Genomic DNA, 17625 nt, shown 5'->3' with positions numbered 1-17625 from the left:
TGTGGAGCCGCCGCCACTCCGCCCAACAGTCGGACCCCGCCGCCCCGATTACACCCGCCCGACCGTTGCGAACGCGCCGATAACGTGCTAGCGCCGATCGGTCACCTACCGTGGGGGCGTGATCGACATCCGCGCCCGCCACGGCCTGCGCCCCCTGTTGCGGGCGGTGCCGCTGCTGGTGATTCCGATATTGCTGCTGGCCAGCACTTACCCCGGCCAATACCGGGTGCCCCCGCACTACTGGGCGCTGGCGATGGCGTCGGCGGTGGTCTTCCTGTTCGGGGGCAGGTGGCCGCTGACGGTGTCGTTGGTGTTGTCGGCGCTGGCGGTGCCGATGATGCGCACCGACGCCTGGGGGGTGTCGAGCCTGGCCTGGTTGCTGGGTGCGGTGACGTTGGTGGATGTCGTGGCGCGCACGCAACGGCGGTCCACGGTGGTGCTGGCCACGGTGGGCTGGGCCGCGGCGGTGGTCATCGGTCGGATAGGGGTGCACGATACGTCGATCGGGCGGGTGTCGACCATGGTCGAAGCGGGCGCATACGTGGGGTTGCCGCTGCTGCTGGGCCTGTATCTGCGCGGGCAGCGTGAACTGGCGCAGAACCTGCGCGAACAAGCCGCCGACGCCGAAGCCCGCACGCGCACCGACGAACGGTCGGCGCTGGCCAGGGAGCTGCACGACGTGGTCGCCCACCATATGGCGTCGATCATCCTGCGGATCTCGGTGGCCGAACACGTTGTGCGAGAAGCTGATCCGCGCGTGCTGGCGGTTCTCGACGATGTGCGCGGGACCGCCGCGGCCGCCCTGGCCGATATCCGTCGACTGCTCGCTGCCCTGCGCGACCCGGCGCTGGGCACCGTCGCGCTGGTCGACACCGGCGCGGTCGCCACCGAGATCACCGCCGCCCTGGATCGGGTGCGTGCCGCCGAATTCACCGTGGACGCGGTGATGGACACCGACCTCGACGGCCTGGACGCGATCAGCCGACTCACCCTGCTGCGATTGGTGCAGGAATCGCTGACCAATGTGATGAAACACGCGGACCGCGAGGTCCCGGTCCGGTTCCGGGTCGGGACCCGCGGCGGTGGCATCGCGGTCGAGGTCGTCAGCGGGCGACGGGAACCGGCCGGCCCGCCCGGGCACGGCATCGTCGGCATGCGCGAACGCGCCGAACTCGCCGGCGGGACCTTCGCCGTCGGGGCGCACGACAGTGACTGGGTAGTACGAGCGTGGCTGCCCGACAGCTCACGGACAGGAGAACAGACGTGATCACGGTATTGCTCGTGGACGACCAGCGCCTGGTGCGGGCGGGCCTGCGGATGCTGATCGAGGACACCACCGACCTGGCGGTGGTCGGGGAAGCCGCCGACGGGGTCGAAGCGGTGCGGCTGTACGCCGAACTCACCCCCGACCTGGTCGTGATGGACCTGCGGATGCCCGGCCTGGACGGTGTCGCCGCGACCCGGCAGATTCTGGCGATGTCACCGCGCGCGAAGGTGTTGGTGTTGACCACTTTCGACGACGACGAACACCTGTTTCCCGCGCTATCCGCCGGGGCCGCAGGCTATTTCGTCAAAGACACCGAGCCCGCGGTGCTGCTGGACGCCATCCGTCGCACCGTGGAGGGTGACCTCTTGTTCTCGCCCGCGCTGTTGCGTCGATTGGTCGGACGGGCCGTAAAAGCGCAGTCCGTCCCCGAAACACCCCCTCTGCCAACCGATCTGACACCCCGGGAGCTCGACGTGCTGCGCCTGGTCGGCGACGGGCACGGCAATCAGGCCATCGCCGAGCAACTCCACCTGGGCGTGAGCACCGTCAAGTCCCACGTCGCCAGCCTGCTCGACAAAACCGGCACCGACAACCGGATCCGGCTCGCCATCTACGCCTCCAAACTCACCGGCTGACCGCGTTCACCCGCTCGACTGGCGGGCGAACTCGGCGTGACTGTGCGAGCTGAAAATGGTGACGGGGTCGGTCTTTTCGGCGGCCAGGGTTCGCAGGGCCGCGAGATTACGCCGTCGACTGGTGCCGTCGGCCTGCCCCAAGGTCTGGAAGACGGTGATCCCGGCCGGACAGGTCGGCGGCGAATCGAGTTGGCCGGGCGCGTAATAGGCGTCGCCCGCGTGCAACAGCCAGCCGGTTCCGGTGTCGATCGCGACCCCGGTGTGCCCGCGGCTGTGACCGGCCAGCGGGATCATCAGGATCTGGGCGGGCAGGCCCTCGATATCGCGGACGGCGGTGAAGCCGCGCCAATCGGCGGCGCCGTCGCTGGTGTGCGCCCGCCAGTGTGGCTGGTGGTCGAAATGGCAGGGGCGGTAACGGTTTCGCTCGGCCATCGTCGACGGATGGGTCAGCGCGTCGAGTTCGACGGTGCTGATGTGCACGGTCGCCTCGGGGAAGTCGGCGAGGCCGCCCGCGTGGTCGAGATCGGCATGGGTGACGATGATGTCGCGCACGTCGTCGGGGGAGTAGCCCAGGGCGATCACCTGTGCGCGGGCGGTACTGGTCGAATCCGGTTGGGGATTCCAGATTGTGGTCCACGAGGTGCCGAGCCAGCGGGCTGGGTCGGACACGGCGTTGCCGCCCAGTCCGGTATCGACGAGAACCAGACCTTTCGCGTGCTCGATCAGCAATCCGTGACAGACCAGTGTCGCCCGCTGATGCCAGGCGCGTGCACTGCCGTCGAACAGTCCCCCGCCGCGAGGATTCAAAGTGGCAAAATTCAGATGGTGAACACGCATGAATAACTCTTTCCACCCCGGATAACGTGAACTTCTCAGTTTACGTCGCCGAGAAAATGCCCGAGGTAGAGTTATTCGCTTGGTATCACTGGGGATTCGCCCCGCCACACAGCAATGCGAGTGCGCGTAACGTCACAGGTCGAACAGGGTAACCGCGTTGTCGTGGCACACATTCCGAATCCACTGTGGGCCCAGTTCGAGACGCTCCAGCGCGCTGATCGCCTCGGCATACGGGTACGGGATATTGGGGAAATCGCTGCCGAAAAGAATGCGATCCCCGAACCGGATCAGGCGCTCGCGTTCGGCAGGGGGAAAGGGTGCGCCGGCCTCACTGAAATCCGTCCAGACCATGGTGGTGTCGAGATACAGCCGCGGATACTGTTCCGCCAAGTCCAGAAATTCGGTGTATTCGGGCGTGCCCATGTGGGCGATGATCAGGCGCAGCGTCGGAAAGCGTTGCAGCAGTGTGGCAATCGGCTTCGGGCCGGTGAATTCGCCAGGAGCGGGGCCTGATCCGCAATGGATCAGCACCGGGATCTGACGTTGCGCGAGCACCGCCCACACGGGATCCAGGAGCGGATCCAACGGCGAGAACGCGCCGACTTGGATGTGCACCTTGAAGATTCGCGCACCACTGTCGATGGCCGCTCGCACATACTCGGCAGCGCCGGGTTCGGGGTAGAAGGTCGCGGTGTGCAGACAGTCGGGGGTGCGGGCGGCGAAATCCGCGGTCCAGCTGTTGAGCCACTGCGCCATCTCGGGCTTGTGCGGGTACACCAGCGAGGTGAACGCGCGAACACCGAAGTCGCGCAACGTTTTCAGACGCACCTGTTCGTCGTCGCGGTAGGTGATCGGCCACGGCTTGCCGGTGAGCGGGCCCGCGGAGTCGAAGTACGCCCACACCTTGCGCATGACCTGGTCGGGCATGAAGTGGGTGTGCACGTCGACGATCGCGGGCAGGTCGTAGCGGGCGCGAAAGTCGGCGAGGTAGGCGGCGGTGTCTACGGTCATGGCTGCTCCGGGTACAGGCGACGGGCCAGGGCGCCGACGCGGGTGACGAGACGTTCGAAGAACACGGCGGGGTCGGTGCCGATCACGATGTCGGCGTTGGGTTCTCGACCCCACATGCCCGCCCAGTCCGCGACCGTGGTGGCGCGGGTGATCGTGCCGGCCAACTCCACGTCGACCGTGGCCGGGCGGGTGACGGCCAGACTCGGGTCCAGGGCGACGGCCGCGGCGAACGGGTCGTGCATGTGCGCCAGATAGCCCAGGTCGTAGTGGTGGTGGAAGTCGAAGTAGAACCGCACGGCGTCGGTGAGGTAGGCGATGATCGGATTGCTTGCCGCGGAACGGAACTCGGCCGCGGTATCGGTGCCGACCTGTTCGAGCGGCGTACTGTGCGCTGCTTCGGCCAGTAGCACGAGATGTTCGGGCAGCATCTCGATGGACTCGGTGATATCCAGCGCGCACACCAGCGGCCTGCGGTCCGGCGGTGCCGCCGAGAACGCGTCGAACACCTCCTTGGCCGCCTCGGGATCGACGTGAATATTCCACTCGTTGGTCGGCGTCGTATTGCCTGGATGATTGAACGCGCCACCCATGATGACCAGGCGGCGCAACAGGCGCGGCAGCTCGGGTTCTATCCGCAGGGCCAGCGCGAGATTGGTCAGCGGACCCGTACACAGCCCGGTGACCTCGCCGGGATCGGCGCGCACCAGGTCCACCCACAATTGCGCCGCCGACCGCTGCGACAACACGCGTGGTGACACCGGCAACTCGGCATAACCGAGACCCTGCGGACCGTGCGTGTCCTCGGTGGTCCGCAACGGGACAGCCAGGGGTTCCGCAGCCCCCAGCGCCACCTCGATCTCCGGCGCGCCGCCCAGATCCAGCATGGCCAGGGTGTTCGCCGCGACCTGCGCCCCGGGCACATTGCCCGCGGTCGCGGCGATCCCGATGATCTCGGCCTCGTCGCAGGCCAGCAGATACAGGATCGCCAGCGAATCGTCGATCCCGGTGTCTACGTCGAGGAAGATCTTCTGCGGCACGCCACCGAGACTAGCCGCGGGGCCTGACGAGGTCCGCGGCCCGTCGGATCAGTACGTCGGCAGCGCGAATTCCTCGGTGTGGCCGAAGAAGATCTTCTTGGTCAGCGGACGCATCGGCCGGGACATCATCAGACGCACGTTCACCTTTGCCAGTCGCGTCAGCAGCGGAGACTTGGGGATCATCATTGCGATTCCGCCACCGGGAATCTCCTTCGCCTTGTCCAGAAACGGCGAGATCTTGTCCTGGTAGCGCCGCTGCGCACCAGCGAGATCGTGTGGGGTGGCGGCGATTTCGGCCGCGAGTATGTACGCGCCGACGATCGCCATCGCGGTGCCCATGCCGCTCAGTGGCGAGCCGCAGTAACCCGCGTCACCGATCAGCGTGACCCTACCCACCGACAATTCCGGCACGTCCACGCGCGCGATCTCATCGAAATAGAAGTCGGGTGTGGACTCCATCGCCGCGAGCACTGCCGGGGCGTGCCAGCCCGCATCGCCGATGGTCTTCCTGATCAGCGCGCGCTGGGCGTCGGTGTCGCGGCGCAGGGCCGGGTCCTGTTCGGTGCGCAGGGTGATGATCGCCTTGGCGGTGGTGGGGTCGCCGTCGGGGCGGATGCCGAGCATGGCGCCGGGCACCAGCCGCATGCTGAACCAACCGGGCTCCACATCGGCGGGCTTGGGCATGGTGAAGAAGGCTCCGTAGCCGCCGAGGTTGGTGCTGAACTGCTCCTCGGGCCCGAAAACGAGTGCGCGGGTGGCCGAGTGCACGCCGTCGGCGCCGATCACCAGGTCGAACCGTTCGGTGCTGCCGGAAGCGAAGGTGACGTCGACGCCGGTGTCGTCCTGCGCGACCTGCACGATCCACTCGCCGTAGCGGTAGTCCAGCTGGCCGTTGTCGGCGGCGGCCACCGCGTCCAGGAGCACCTGATTCAGGTCACCGCGGGTGATCTCGATTTCGGCGACGGCACCCTGGCCGTCGAAGTCCTCCATGGCCATCCGGGCGTAGATCTTGCCGTCGCCGTCGATGTAGGACATGCCGCGCTCGTCGAGCTGATACTTGGCGATGCCGTCCATCAGGCCCATGCGCTGCGCGGCTTCCTTGCTCGGGCCACGCAGATCCACGGCCTGCCCGCCGGGGCGGGGGACCGCGGCGCGTTCGACCACGGTGGTGCGAATGCCGTTGCGCAGCAACTGCAATGCCACCGCATTGCCCGCGATGCCGCCGCCGGAGACCAGAACGTGCAGGGGGCTGTTGGTGCTCATGATGGTGGTTCCCGTCTGATGAACGATTGTCTTAGACATATGTCTAACAGGAATTTGCACAGGTGTCTAGAACAAATGTCTAAGACGGTCGGGTAAGGTCTCGGCCATGGGTAACCGAGAAGATCTCCTGGCGGGGGCGCGCAAAGTGATTCTGGAACGCGGAGTCGCGAAGGCGACCGCGCGCGATATCGCCAGCGCGGCAGGGGTGAGCCTGGCGGCGATCGGCTACCACTTCGGGTCGAAGGATCGCCTGGTCACCGAGGCGTTGAGCGAGGCGCTGGGCAACTCCATCGGTGACGCGATGGACGAGCTGATCGCCGCAGGCGCGGGGAGCTCACCGTTGGCAGGGCTGGCTCGGCTGTGGAACGGGATGCCGGCGGTGTTCGAGGCCAACCACGAAGCGATGCTGGCCAGTCTCGAGAACATCGTGCGGATCGTGCGCTCCGACGACGCGCGCGGCCAACTCGGCGACCAGCTCTCCGGCGCGTTCGACGACCTCGCCGCGCATGTCAAGGCAGCGCACCCCGAACTCGACGACGGGCAGGCCGCGGCCATCGGACGAATGTACTTCGTGCTGGTCCAGGGACTGGGGGTGTTGTGGTTGCTGAATCCGGGCGAACTGGTCGCCAATGGCGATCAGCTCACGACCGCGGTCTCGGCGCTGGCCGGACAATGACCGGGACGTCTGCTCACGCCGGGTGGTAGTGGTCGGGCGCCGCCACCCAGAACGGCTGTGCCGACCCGTACGGTGGTGCGGGCCAGCGGTAGTCGTCGTACTCGGCGAAAGCCGGTGCGGCCGTGACCGATTCGCCGTGCGCGACGGTGGCGGCCGGATCGGGTGGCGTCGTGGCGGGGTGGTCGGGCGTGCGACCCTCGGCGGCCAGCAGCCAGGATGCGGTGCGGGCCAACGAAACCCGCACGGTTGCGCCGAACCCGTCGTTCGCGCGAGTCACCAGGGCATCCATGACGCCCGCGGCCAACAGATATCCCGACCCGTGGTCCAGTGCCTGGGCGGGGAGCGTGCCGGGGTGGCCTTCCAACAGCGAAATGCCTGATGCCGCTTGGACAATGCTGTCGAAACCGCGCCGATCACCCCACGGTCCGCTCGCTCCCCACGCGGAAACAGAGGCCTCGATCACACCGGGACCGACGTGCACCCCGGCCGCGGCCAGCGCACCCGGACGGTAACCGGTGACCAGCACATCCGCCGCGGTGAGCAGGTCCTCGAAGGTGGCGAGGTCGGTCCGCAGGTCGAGCAGGGTAGATCGTTTGCCCTGGCAGGTATCGGCGAACTGCCAGTCGATCTCGGGCAGGTGCGGCGGATCGATGCGCAGCACGTCCGCGCCCAGCAGTGCCAGCGTTCGGGTGGCGACCGGGCCCGCGAGGACACGGGTGAGGTCGAGGACGCGAATACCGGTCAGCGGACGGTCGGTCGTGGGAGCCGCCGACGCGACGGGTGCAGCGCCAAGCCCCCGGCCCTGGTCGGAGACTCGGGGCCCGTGCCCGGCGACCCACGCAGTACCGGCGGTGGATCGGTGGTCGTCGCTCGCCCGGTCGGGCGCAGCGGTGGTATGTCGGCGGTCCTCGCGCACATCCATCGTGACCAGCGGGCCTGCGGCAGCGGCGCGACCCATCGAGCTGTTCGCCCATTCCTGCTCGGTGCGCACCCGTGCCACGATCGCACCGATCGCGACGGCCGCGTCTTCGACTTCGGTGGCCTTCATGGTGGACAGCCGGGCGCTGAATCCAGCGGCGTCGCTGTCAGCGGACAGTTCGAGCGCCCGCAGGATCCGCTCCCGGTGATGCGGGTAGTTGGCATGCGTGCGAACCCAGCCGTCGGCAGTGCGGAAGAAGCCGGAGAACTCGGCGAACACCGACGGCGCGCTGCCGTCGCGGCGGAACAGTCGCTCGCTGCTGAACGCCGCGCTCACCCGGTCGGCATCGAGCCGCACCGGACGGATGGACAGGCCGTGCGCGACCCGAACCCGGTTGGCGGCCGCACTCGCCGCCGCGACCGAGCCCGCCGCGAGCGCCCACACCGGTAGGGTGGCCGCCAGTCGCGCGTCGGGGTCCGGCACGTCGGCATCGCCCGACAACGGGAGCTCGAGTCCCGTCTCGTAGGCGTGGACGAGCTGCTGCGCGGTGGTCACCTCGACCAGCCTAGTGGCGGTGACAACGGTGAGGAGTGGGACGTGAAGACGACTGGCACACAATGGGTTCGGGTGCTGCGACCGGACACCGCCGCACGCGGACGGCTGACCTGCTTCCCGCCGGGCGGCGGTTCGGCACCGTTCTATCGGGAGTTGGCGCGACACATCGGCCCCGGTATCGAGGTGACGGCCGTGCAGTACCCCGGCCGCCAGGACCGTCTCGACGATCCGCCGATCACCGACCTGCATCTGCTCGCCGACCGGATCGCGGCCGACCTCGCCGGTGCGCCCGCGCGTTCGCTGTTCGGCCACAGCATGGGCGCCACGGTGGCCTACGAGACCGCCCTGCGCCTGGCCGCCGCCGGACAACCGGTGCGCGCCCTGATCGTATCCGGCCGTCCCGCACCGGAATTCGTCGAAACCGCGCGCCTGCACCAGGCCTCGGACGTCGCCCTCATCGACGACCTCGAACGGCTGGCCAACGACCCCGCGCCGGTGCGACTACTGCGCACCGAACCCGGCCTGGCCGATCTCGTGCTGCCCGCCGTGCGCGCCGACTACCAGGCGGTCGAGACCTACCGGCACCGTCCGGGACCGCTGCTGACCTGCCCGGTGGTCGCGCTGGTCAGCACGCAGGACCCGACCACGACCGTGGCCCAAGCCGAACAGTGGCGTGCGGTCACCGACGGACCGTTCAGCATTCAGACGTTCCCCGGCGGACACTTCTACCTCGATGACCAGCCCGCGGCGGTCGCGCAGGAGATCACACGGCATCTGAGCTGAGGCGGCGTTGGTGCAGGCGCACGTACCCGACCCAGGACACGAGTACCGTCACCGCCGCGAGCGCGCGCATCAGGCCGACCGAGCTGTCGGGGTAGATCACTCCGGTCAGGTAGTGGTCGATGAAGCCCGCTTCGGGTAGTTCGCTGACCCCTGCCTGCCTGCGTGCCCAGTTCTCGGCGTAGGTCAGTGGGCAGTGGAAGCCGATCAGGACGGTGCCGAACCCCCAAGCGACCGCTAGAGCGTGGAGTCCGATTGTGCGGGGCCAGCGCCACGCGAGGAAACCGCCGAAGACCACGTACGCGATGAACGCGACGTGGGTGACGGCGAGAACGTCGGCCAGCACCCGGAACGGCACCTATTCAGAATATGTTCCAAGTCGCCGAACCGGAATCATGATCACCATTCCGGTTCGGCATCGCTGCGGTGACCAGCGCGGGTCACCAGGGTGACGGCCGGTAGTCCTTCAGGAAGCAGCCGTACAGGTCCACGCCGTCTTCGCCCTGCACGATCGGATCGTAGACGCGGGCGGCGCCGTCGACCAGGTCGAGCGGTGCGTGGAAGCCCTCTTCGGCGAGGCGGACCTTGGTGAAGTGCGGGCGTTCGTCGGTGATCCAGCCGGTGTCGACCGCGGTCATCAGGATCGAGTCGGCCTCGAACATCTCGAGCGCGCTGGTGCGGGTGAGCATGTTCAGCGCGGCCTTGGCCATATTCGTGTGCGGGTGGCCGGGGCCCTTGTAACCGCGGCCGAACTGGCCCTCCATCGCGGACACATTGACCACGTACTTGCGCCTGCCCGACGCCGCGGCCATGGCCGGACGCAACCGCGACACCAGGATGAACGGCGCGACCGAGTTGCACAGCTGCACCTCGAGCAGTTCGGTGGCCTCCACCTCGCCCACGGTCTGCACCCAACTGTTGGTGTGCGCGAGATCGGGGACCAGGCCGCCGGCGTCGATGGCCACGCCCGCCGCGATGCGTTCGGGGGTAGCCGAGCCCGCGACCAGCGCGAGTTCGGCGACATCGACCGCCGACAGCGACGGGGTGAGCGAAGCGGTCAGCGCGGTCGGGTGGGCCTGCATGGTCTTGCCGAACGTGACCATCTCCGGCATCACACCCGCGGGCAGCGGCGCGGTCTCGGCATCGACCAGCGCGCTGTACGCACCGGCGGAACGACGCACGGTCTGCGCGGCATTGTTGATCAGGATGTCCAGTGGCCCCTGCGCGGCGACATCGTCGGCCAGCGCCACGACCTGCGCGGGGTCACGAAGGTCGATGCCCACGATCCGCAGCCGGTGCAGCCAGTCGGCGCTGTCCTCCATGGCGGCGAACCGGCGGATCGCGTCGTTGGGGAAACGGGTGGTGATGGTGGTGTGCGCGCCGTCGCGCAGCAGCCGCAACGCGATGTACATGCCGATCTTGGCGCGCCCACCCGTGAGCAGGGCGCGCTTGCCGGTCAGGTCGGTGCGGGCGTCGCGCTTGGTGTGGCTCGAGGCCGCGCACTCGGGGCACAGCTGGTGGTAGAACGCGTCCACCTGGGTGTACTTCTGCTTGCAGATGTAGCAGGGGCGCGCCTTGAGCAGCGTGCCCGCACTGGCGCCCGCGGCCGCGGAGCTGATCGGGATGCCCGCGGTCTCGTCGTCGATGCGCTGCGGGGACCCGGTCGCGGTCGCGGCGATCACCGCGCGGTCGTTGGCCGAGATCTGCTCCCTGGCCTCGATGCGACGGCGGGTCTTGAGCTTCTTGAACATGTGCCCGACCGCGCGCTGTACCGCGATGGAATCGGGGTGTTCCTTCTCCAGTTGTCCGGCGCGTTCCAGCACCCGCAGACAGGTCGCCAACTCGTCCGGATCGATCATGTTCTCGGTCATCGGGGAGTGCGACATTCCTTCGTGCGACAGCGGGGGACAACATCTATTGTCGCATTGGCCGCGCGCGCGACCCGCTGGGTATCGTGATGGGCCGTCACCGCAACCACGCGAGGACGATGCGAACTCGACGGAGCACCCCGATTTCCCCGCTGGACACCGACACCGCAGACGCGCCGCGCAGGCGCAGGCTCGAACCCGACGAGCGACGCGCGCAGATCCTGGCCTGTGCCATCGACATGTTCGGCGAACGACCGTACGCGGCGGTGTCGACCGCGGAACTGGCCCAGCGCGCGGGGGTGGCGCGCGGCCTGATCAACCACTATTTCGGCAACAAACGCGACCTGTATCTGGCGGTGGTGCGTCGCATGGTGACGCTGCCGCGCCAGGACAAGGTGACCATCCCCGACGGCACCCCGCAGGAGCGGGTCGATGCGATCGTGGGCTGGCTGCTGGACACCATCGCCGAACACGGCACCACCTGGGTGAAGGTCACCAGCCACGAAGGCGTGGGCGATGACCCGCAGGTGCAGCAGATTCTCGACCAGGCCGATGACGCGGCCGCCGAACGCATGCTGGTGATGATCGGACGCGCGGATCTGGCACACAGTGCATCGTTGCGCGCACTGGTCTTGGCCTACGCGGGCCTGGTGAAGGTGGCCGGGCGCGAGTGGATCACCCGGGGCACGCTGACCAGGCCGCAGGTGCATCGACTACTGGCCGATACCTTGCTCACGATGATCACCGAGACCATTCCCAGCATGCAGGTGGTGGAGCCCGGTTCCGACCGCTAGCTCGACAGGCCCGGGCGCGCGGGCTTGTTCTCGCCGGGCACGAAGCGCCGGGCGGCGCTGTACCGCTGCGCGGACGCCCGCCCCGGCGCGTGCCCGGTGCGGCCGAGGGCCTTCTCGATCTTCTGTTCCCGGCGATGCTCGAACATCAGCGCGCCGATGCCGCCGACGAGGAACAGCAGCGTCACCACCCCCGCGACGATGGCCCACCCGGTGTGCTCGGTGCCCGCCGCGACCAGCGTGCAGGCCAGTCCCGCCACCGCGATGCCGCACATGATGATGCCGGGGACGTTGTAATCGTCGGCCAGCAGGTCACCGGCTTGGGCGTGCCATGGACGGTCTGCCGAACGCGTGCTGTCGGACATGTGGTCTCCTCGCGAACTAGGGGTGCGCGCAGTGGTTCACCTGATGACCAGCATGAACCCTGTCGTGGCGAGGTGGCAAAGGTGTTAGCTGGTTCGTTACCGGCCGGGTAGGGGTGGGGTCGCACGTTATGTCACTGTGACCCTATTTCGCGTTTGAGGTGTCATACCGGGCTTTCAGTCCCTATTCTCGTCGCGTAACCCGGCGTCGCACCGGTTTCTGTGTGCGCCCGGGGAGATCGGAGAGGGACCCGGGGTTGATGGCACGGTATGAGGAATGGGACGACGACCCCGAGCAGGAGTCCGACGATCGGCGCTGGGACGGTCAGCGGTGGCCGCAGGTGTCGTCGGACGGGTCGGTGGGCGGTCGTCGCAGTGAGCCGCCGCGGGTGAATCCGTACGCGATGGTGGCGTTGGCCGCCGCGCTGGTGCTGCTGTTCCCGATCGCGGTGGTGTTCGGGCTGCTGTCGTTCGGGCATCCGCGCGGGCGGGGGATCGCGGTGTTGGCGTTGCTGCTGGGTCTGTCCGAGGCGGCGGTCGCGGTGGCGATCGGGCTGTCGGTGTTCGGCGGGTTGGATGTGGAGGTGCCGAAGCTGGCGCAGGCCGCGGCGACCACGCCGGTGTCGGTCACCTCGTACGGCTCGCCGTCCGCGACCAACCCGGTGCCGGTGACCTCGGTGGTGGAGAAGGGCAGCATCGTGGAGAAGGGCACCGAGTGTGCGCCCGAGAAGGCGGGCTTGCTCGGTGTCGCCGCCGACGGCGCGACGCTGCTGTGCCTGCGCGGGCCGAGTGGTCACCACTGGTCGGGGCCGTTCCGGGTGTCCGGGTCGTACTACACCGCGGGCGCGAAATGTGATCCCTCGGTGGACAAGTCGGGCCGCACCTCCGACAACCACGCGCTGGTGTGCGAGGGCAAGGCCGGCACCGGCGTCTGGACCCCCTGGATCAGCGAGTAGGTCTCACTCCTTCTTCGCGCGGCTGGGTTGCACGCGCGGTGGCTCGTTGGGCATCTTCGGATATTGCGGTGGCCACGGCGCGTCCATGAGTCCGGCCGCCATATCGCGCTCGGACATCGCCAGCAGTGGTTCGATCGATTGCGGTGCCCGGTTCGCCCACGGGTCACCGGATTCGGCGAGGCGGGCGGGCACGGTGGCCAGGGTGAGTTCGTCGGGGACCACGGTGTCCAGGTCGGCCCAGGCGATCGGTGTGGACACCTGACCGCCGACCTTGGGCCGCACCGACCAGGCACCGAACACGGTTTTGTGCGGGGCGTTCTGATTGAAGTCGATGAACACTCGCGAGCCGCGTTCCTCTTTCCACCATTGCGCGGTGATCTGGTCGGGGTGCCTGCGTTCCAGCTCCCGTGCCAGGGCCACCGCGGCCGCGCGTACTTCGTAGCCGTCCCAGCGTGGTTCCAGCGCGGAATAGATGTGCAGCCCACGCGAACCCGAGGTCTTGATCGAGGAGTCGATGCCCAGTTCGGCCAGCAGTTCGCGGGTGAGCACCGCGGCCCGGCGCAGGTCGTCGAAGGAGATGCCGGGCGAGGGGTCGAGGTCGATGCGTAACTCGTCGGCGATGCGCAGATCGGGTACGTGATTGGGCCACACGTGAAAACCCAAGCAGCCCTGGTTCGCTGCCCACAGGATGTGCGCGAGGTCGTGCGCGACCAGTGCGTCGCTGGTGGTGCCGTTGGGGGTGGATACCTCCACGGTCTGCAACCAGTCCGGCGCCGACTTGGGCACCCGTTTCTGGAACCACGATTTCCCCGACGCGCCGTCGGGATACCGTTCCAACAGCAGCGGCCGCCCGCCGATCGCCGCGAGCAGTGGCTGTTCGACCGCCTGGTAGTACCGCACCAGATCCAGCTTGGTGTCGCCGCGTTTGGTGAAGTACACCTTGTCGGGATTGCTGATCGACAGCGTGCGGCCGTCGACGTCGATCTCTACTGCTTCGCTCATCGTCGTGCTCCGAAGATCGCGTCCAGTTCGGCGGGTGCCACTTCGTCGAGTTGGGCGTAGGTACAGGAATCCGGGGTGCGGTCGGCCCGGAAGCGGGCCAGTCGACCGCCGTGCCGGAATCGTCCCGACTGCACGTGCTCGTATCGCACTTCGGCGACCAATTCCGGCCGCAACGGCTCCCACGACAGGTCCTTGCCGCCGCTCCAGCGACTCACCCCGCCGGGCATCTTGCCGTCGGCCCTGGCTTGCGCGGCCGCGTCGGCCCAGTCACGCCAGGGATGGTCGACTAGCGCGTTCTCGCGCAGGGGCGCGAGCTCGGTCAGCAGTTCCCTGCGCCGGGCCGCGGTGAAACTCGACGCCACCCCGACGTGGTGCAGATTGCCTTCGTCGTCGAACAGCCCCAGCAGCAGTGACCCGACCCCTTCACCGTCCTTGTGCATCCGATACCCGGCAACCACACAGTCGGCGGTGCGCTCGTGCTTGATCTTGAGCATCACGCGCTTGTCCTGCAGGTAGGCCAGATCGTCGGACTTGGCCATCACCCCGTCGAAACCCGCGCCTTCGAACCGGGTGAACCAATCCTGCGCGACATCGGGATCGTGGGTGATCGGCGTGAGATGGATCCGCCCCGGCGCGGCATCCAGCAGCGAATCGAGCTCGCGCCGACGCTCGCTGAACGGCTCGGCGGTGAGATCGCGATCGCCGAGCGCGAGCAGATCGAACGCGACGAAACTGGCCGGCGTCTCCGCGGCGAGCTTGGCCACCCGCGAGGCCGCCGGATGCAACCGCTGCTGCAAGGTGTCGAAATCCAGGCCCTGATCGGTGACGACCACGATCTCCCCGTCCACCACACACCGTTGCGGCAGTGCCTCTTTCAGCAGTTCGGCCAGTTCGGGGAAATACCGGGTGAGCGGGCGATCGTTGCGGGAACCGAGTTCGATCTCGTCACCGTCGCGGAACACGATGCACCGGAAGCCGTCCCACTTGGGCTCGAAGCTGAGTCCGGGCTCGCGCGGCAGCGACGGTGTGGACTTGGCCAGCATGGGGCGCACTGGCGGCATCACCGGTAGATCCATGCGATCCTCCTCGCGGGTGGGTTCACCCGTATCGACGATGCGAGCACGCCCGATTCATCGGTGTGTGAGGCGATCGTAGGACGGGGCACCGACAGGTGCGCGGACATCGCGGGCGCGGTGTCGTCAGCTGTCCACGTGCACGTGCGGTCGACGCGCCTGATCGGGCTCGGCCCGGCGGATGATCTCCCTGGTCACCGGCGCGACTTCGCCTTCGCCGACGAACAGGAACCGCAGTAGATTCACGATCGGATTGCCTTCGGTCCATTCGAAATACACGTGCGGTTCCAGCCCGGTCCGGTCGCGGATCGCGAACAGGATGGCCGCCACCGAATTGGGCACCGCGGCGGCGGTGACAGTCAGAATGTGGTGGCGGCCCACATCGACCGCGTCCACGCGCAGGTCGGCGTTGAAGTCGGAAGGGTCGGCCACGACCACTTCCAGGAACAGGATCGAATCGGTGTCGGGAATGTGGCTCTCCCAGCGCTGCACGCGCTCCTTCTCGTCGTACTCCTCGGGCCGATGATCATCCACGTCATGGGTCACGATCCGGATGACGCCGGTGGCCGCGGCCGCATCGATCAGCGCACCCGCCTCCGGGCTGAACGTCACCTCGATCGCCCGCAACTCGAACGCCCGATGCACTCGCGAGGCCAACGACACCACGATCACCGCCGCGATGAACAGCGACGCCAAATGCACGCCCTCGGGCCGTTCGAACACGTTCACGATCGTGGTGTACGTGAACACCAGCGAAACCAACCCGAACCCGATCACCTTGGCGCGCTCACCGTTTCGGTGCGCCGACATCGTCACCGCGACCGCCGCCGACGTGATCAGCACCAGCACACCGGTGGCGTACGCGGCGCCCTGCGCGTCGACATCGGCGTCGAAATACCAGGTGATCCCGAACGCGACCACCGCGAACACCAGCACCAGCGGCCGCACCGCGCGCGCCCACTCCGGCGCCATCCCGTAGCGCGGCAGATAGCGGGGCACCAGATTCAGCAACCCGGCCATGGCCGAGGCACCGGCGAACCACAGGATCGCGATGGTGGCGACGTCGTAGACGGTGCCGAAACCGTTGCCCAGGTACTCGTGCGCGAGATAGGCCAGCGCGCGACCGTTGGCCTGTCCACCGGGTTGGAATTCCTGCTCCGGGATCAGCACCACGGTGATGAAACTGGACAGCAGCAGGAACACGCTCATGATCAGGGCGGCGGTGGTGAGCAGTTTGCGGGCACCGATGATCCGTCCGCGCGGATCAGCCGGGGTGTCGCCGGGTTCGCCCTTGATCAGCGGCATCACCGCCACCCCGGTCTCGAAGCCGGACAGGCCCAGCGCCAGCTTCGGGAACACCAGCAGTGCCACGCCGACCATCAACCAGATATTGCCGTGCTCGGCGGTCATCGCGTGCGTCCAGTCCACGACCAGATCCGGCGCGGTGAACACGTGCCACAGCCCGACCACACCCACGATCGCGTTGAGCGTGAGAAACGCCCCGACCAGCACGACCGAGATGCCGATCGCCTCGGCGAAACCTCTCAGGAACACCGCCGCCAGCAGGGCAAGCATCACCAACGTGATGAGCAGCCGTTCGTCGTGCCAGCTCGCGGGGGTGAACGGGTTCTCCACGATATGGGCGGCACCGTCGGCCGCGGACAGGGTCATCGTGATGACGAAGTCGGTGGCCGCGAACCCCAGCAGCACCAGAATGAACAGCTTGCCCGACCAGCGCGGCATGATGTCGGCGAACATCTGCAGCGAGCCACCACCGTTGGGGCTCTCGCGCGCGACCCTGCGATACACCGGCAACGCGCCCAGCAACGTCAGCAGCACCAGCACCAGCGTCGCCAACGGGGACAGCACGCCTGCCGCGATCGCGGCGATGCCCGGTTGATAGCCCAGCGTGGAGAAGTAGTCGACGCCGGTCAGGCACATCACCTTCCACCAGGGCCGCTGATGCGGTTCGGCGTGCTCGACCGAACGCATCGGGCCAGGGTGTTGCGCGTGGCCGGGTTCGTCGGTGCCGTCGAGCAGCCATCGGGTGAAACGTGAGCGAGTGTGTTTGCTCGTCACCAGTTCTCCTGTACCTGATCGGTCCCATGGCGCGCGTTGCGCCGGGGATCAGGCCGGAGTTTAGGTGCCCGGGGGGCGTTCGCCGCGCAGGCGCGAGCTCAGTGGTCCAGCCAGCCGTGTTCGTCGGCGAAGGTGGTGAACCGGTCGCGGATGGTGATGATCTCGGCGGCGGTGAGCGCGGGGGAGGCTTCCAGCAGCAGTTCGGTGATCTGCTGACGCAGCTCGTCGGGGCCCAGCCGGTCGCCCTTGCGGGACTTCGGTGTGGTGGAGGAGGGGCCGACCGCGGTCAGGTTGATCGCCTTGGGTCCCCGATCACCCTCGGTGACATCGAATTCGAACAGCCGACCCTGGCGCAGTTCGTCCTCGTCGAGGCCGATGTCGTTGACGTGGACGAACACATCGGGACCGCCGTCATCGGGCCGGATGAACCCGAAACCCCGTGACCCATCGAACGACACCAATTTCCCGTTGGACACCAACACACTCCTCGCTCAACTTTTCCCGCCGCTACTGT

18 protein-coding genes are annotated in these 17625 nt (G+C 67.8%); 6 read left to right on the top strand and 12 right to left on the bottom strand.

Features of this window, described 5'->3' with window-relative positions; translation table 11 throughout:
* The first annotated feature begins 118 nt into the window (after positions 1–118).
* Positions 119–1267 carry a sensor histidine kinase gene (locus ACFWU5_RS20610; protein WP_379268294.1) on the top strand — a complete coding sequence of 383 codons (1149 nt, stop codon included), beginning with the start codon at positions 119–121 and terminating at the stop codon, positions 1265–1267.
* On the top strand, positions 1264–1902 hold the full coding sequence (locus tag ACFWU5_RS20605; protein WP_379268293.1) for a response regulator: 639 nt from the start codon (positions 1264–1266) through the stop codon (positions 1900–1902). Before ACFWU5_RS20610 ends, ACFWU5_RS20605 begins: the two co-directional genes overlap by 4 nt.
* A 6-nt stretch (positions 1903–1908) precedes the next feature.
* Here ACFWU5_RS20605 and ACFWU5_RS20600 read toward each other — a convergent pair whose 3' ends face one another.
* The 4 genes from ACFWU5_RS20600 to ACFWU5_RS20585 form a co-directional block, all read right to left on the bottom strand.
* Positions 1909–2739 carry an MBL fold metallo-hydrolase gene (locus ACFWU5_RS20600; RefSeq protein ID WP_379241827.1) on the bottom strand — a complete coding sequence of 277 codons (831 nt, stop codon included), beginning with the start codon at positions 2737–2739 and terminating at the stop codon, positions 1909–1911.
* A 132-nt stretch (positions 2740–2871) separates the two neighbouring features.
* On the bottom strand, positions 2872–3750 hold the full coding sequence (locus tag ACFWU5_RS20595) for an amidohydrolase family protein (protein WP_379241828.1): 879 nt from the start codon (positions 3748–3750) through the stop codon (positions 2872–2874).
* Positions 3747–4787, bottom strand: coding sequence for a nucleoside hydrolase (locus ACFWU5_RS20590; RefSeq protein WP_379268292.1), 1041 nt, complete (start codon positions 4785–4787; stop codon positions 3747–3749). The genes ACFWU5_RS20595 and ACFWU5_RS20590 overlap by 4 nt, the downstream gene beginning before the upstream one ends.
* A 48-nt stretch (positions 4788–4835) precedes the next feature.
* A complete protein-coding gene (locus ACFWU5_RS20585; protein WP_379268291.1) occupies positions 4836–6050 on the bottom strand; it encodes an FAD-dependent monooxygenase in 1215 nt (404 codons plus the stop codon).
* A 106-nt stretch (positions 6051–6156) separates the two neighbouring features.
* Between ACFWU5_RS20585 and ACFWU5_RS20580 the strand changes: the two genes are divergently transcribed.
* Positions 6157–6726, top strand: coding sequence for a TetR/AcrR family transcriptional regulator (locus tag ACFWU5_RS20580; protein ID WP_379268290.1), 570 nt, complete (start codon positions 6157–6159; stop codon positions 6724–6726).
* Positions 6727–6739: 13 nt separating this feature from the next.
* On the opposite strand, the gene ACFWU5_RS20575 is transcribed toward ACFWU5_RS20580, so the two are convergent.
* Entirely contained in the window at positions 6740–8200 is a 1461-nt protein-coding gene (locus ACFWU5_RS20575; RefSeq protein WP_379268289.1) for a CoA transferase, read from the bottom strand.
* A gap of 42 nt (positions 8201–8242) precedes the next feature.
* On the opposite strand from ACFWU5_RS20575, the gene ACFWU5_RS20570 reads away from it, so the two are divergent.
* Positions 8243–8983 (top strand): thioesterase II family protein, encoded by a 741-nt coding sequence (locus tag ACFWU5_RS20570; protein WP_379268288.1) that lies wholly within the window; start codon positions 8243–8245, stop codon positions 8981–8983.
* Here ACFWU5_RS20570 and ACFWU5_RS20565 read toward each other — a convergent pair.
* Entirely contained in the window at positions 8964–9338 is a 375-nt protein-coding gene (locus ACFWU5_RS20565) for a DUF2784 domain-containing protein (RefSeq protein WP_379241834.1), read from the bottom strand. The genes ACFWU5_RS20570 and ACFWU5_RS20565 overlap by 20 nt on opposite strands.
* A gap of 82 nt (positions 9339–9420) precedes the next feature.
* On the bottom strand, positions 9421–10851 hold the full coding sequence (locus tag ACFWU5_RS20560) for an SDR family NAD(P)-dependent oxidoreductase (RefSeq protein ID WP_379241835.1): 1431 nt from the start codon (positions 10849–10851) through the stop codon (positions 9421–9423).
* 116 nt (positions 10852–10967) lie between these two features.
* On the opposite strand from ACFWU5_RS20560, the gene ACFWU5_RS20555 reads away from it, so the two are divergent.
* Positions 10968–11642: a TetR/AcrR family transcriptional regulator gene (locus ACFWU5_RS20555; protein ID WP_379268287.1), complete on the top strand. Its 675-nt coding sequence runs from the start codon at positions 10968–10970 to the stop codon at positions 11640–11642.
* On the opposite strand, the gene ACFWU5_RS20550 is transcribed toward ACFWU5_RS20555, so the two are convergent.
* Positions 11639–12004, bottom strand: coding sequence for a hypothetical protein (locus ACFWU5_RS20550; protein ID WP_379268286.1), 366 nt, complete (start codon positions 12002–12004; stop codon positions 11639–11641). The genes ACFWU5_RS20555 and ACFWU5_RS20550 overlap by 4 nt on opposite strands.
* A 257-nt stretch (positions 12005–12261) precedes the next feature.
* Here ACFWU5_RS20550 and ACFWU5_RS20545 point away from each other — a divergent pair, with 257 nt between their 5' ends.
* Positions 12262–12957, top strand: coding sequence for a hypothetical protein (locus ACFWU5_RS20545; protein WP_379268285.1), 696 nt, complete (start codon positions 12262–12264; stop codon positions 12955–12957).
* 3 nt (positions 12958–12960) lie between these two features.
* On the opposite strand, the gene ligD is transcribed toward ACFWU5_RS20545, so the two are convergent.
* The 4 genes from ligD to ACFWU5_RS20525 form a co-directional block, all read right to left on the bottom strand.
* Entirely contained in the window at positions 12961–13959 is a 999-nt protein-coding gene (ligD, locus tag ACFWU5_RS20540) for a non-homologous end-joining DNA ligase (protein WP_379268284.1), read from the bottom strand.
* A complete protein-coding gene (locus ACFWU5_RS20535) occupies positions 13956–15035 on the bottom strand; it encodes an ATP-dependent DNA ligase (protein WP_379268283.1) in 1080 nt (359 codons plus the stop codon). The genes ligD and ACFWU5_RS20535 overlap by 4 nt, the downstream gene beginning before the upstream one ends.
* Before the next feature lie 123 nt (positions 15036–15158).
* Positions 15159–17111: an amino acid transporter gene (locus tag ACFWU5_RS20530; protein WP_379268282.1), complete on the bottom strand. Its 1953-nt coding sequence runs from the start codon at positions 17109–17111 to the stop codon at positions 15159–15161.
* A gap of 98 nt (positions 17112–17209) precedes the next feature.
* On the bottom strand, positions 17210–17593 hold the full coding sequence (locus tag ACFWU5_RS20525; protein WP_379268281.1) for a cold shock domain-containing protein: 384 nt from the start codon (positions 17591–17593) through the stop codon (positions 17210–17212).
* Positions 17594–17625: the final 32 nt, after the last annotated feature.

The sequence above is a fragment of the Nocardia sp. NPDC058640 genome (assembly GCF_042716995.1).
Classification (GTDB): Bacteria; Actinomycetota; Actinomycetes; order Mycobacteriales; family Mycobacteriaceae; genus Nocardia.
The sequence above is the reverse complement of the archived record's forward strand: the minus strand, read 5'-3'. Positions and strand labels throughout refer to the sequence as shown.

Coding starts and splice junctions, on each gene's coding strand:
- ligD (WP_379268284.1), bottom strand. CDS start 13,959: ATGAGCGAAGCAGTAGAGATCGACGTCGACGGCCGCACGCTGTCGATC.
- ACFWU5_RS20555 (WP_379268287.1), top strand. CDS start 10,968: ATGCGAACTCGACGGAGCACCCCGATTTCCCCGCTGGACACCGACACC.
- ACFWU5_RS20600 (WP_379241827.1), bottom strand. CDS start 2,739: ATGCGTGTTCACCATCTGAATTTTGCCACTTTGAATCCTCGCGGCGGG.
- ACFWU5_RS20585 (WP_379268291.1), bottom strand. CDS start 6,050: ATGAGCACCAACAGCCCCCTGCACGTTCTGGTCTCCGGCGGCGGCATC.
- ACFWU5_RS20580 (WP_379268290.1), top strand. CDS start 6,157: ATGGGTAACCGAGAAGATCTCCTGGCGGGGGCGCGCAAAGTGATTCTG.
- ACFWU5_RS20535 (WP_379268283.1), bottom strand. CDS start 15,035: ATGGATCTACCGGTGATGCCGCCAGTGCGCCCCATGCTGGCCAAGTCC.
- ACFWU5_RS20560 (WP_379241835.1), bottom strand. CDS start 10,851: ATGACCGAGAACATGATCGATCCGGACGAGTTGGCGACCTGTCTGCGG.
- ACFWU5_RS20550 (WP_379268286.1), bottom strand. CDS start 12,004: ATGTCCGACAGCACGCGTTCGGCAGACCGTCCATGGCACGCCCAAGCC.
- ACFWU5_RS20545 (WP_379268285.1), top strand. CDS start 12,262: ATGGCACGGTATGAGGAATGGGACGACGACCCCGAGCAGGAGTCCGAC.
- ACFWU5_RS20595 (WP_379241828.1), bottom strand. CDS start 3,750: ATGACCGTAGACACCGCCGCCTACCTCGCCGACTTTCGCGCCCGCTAC.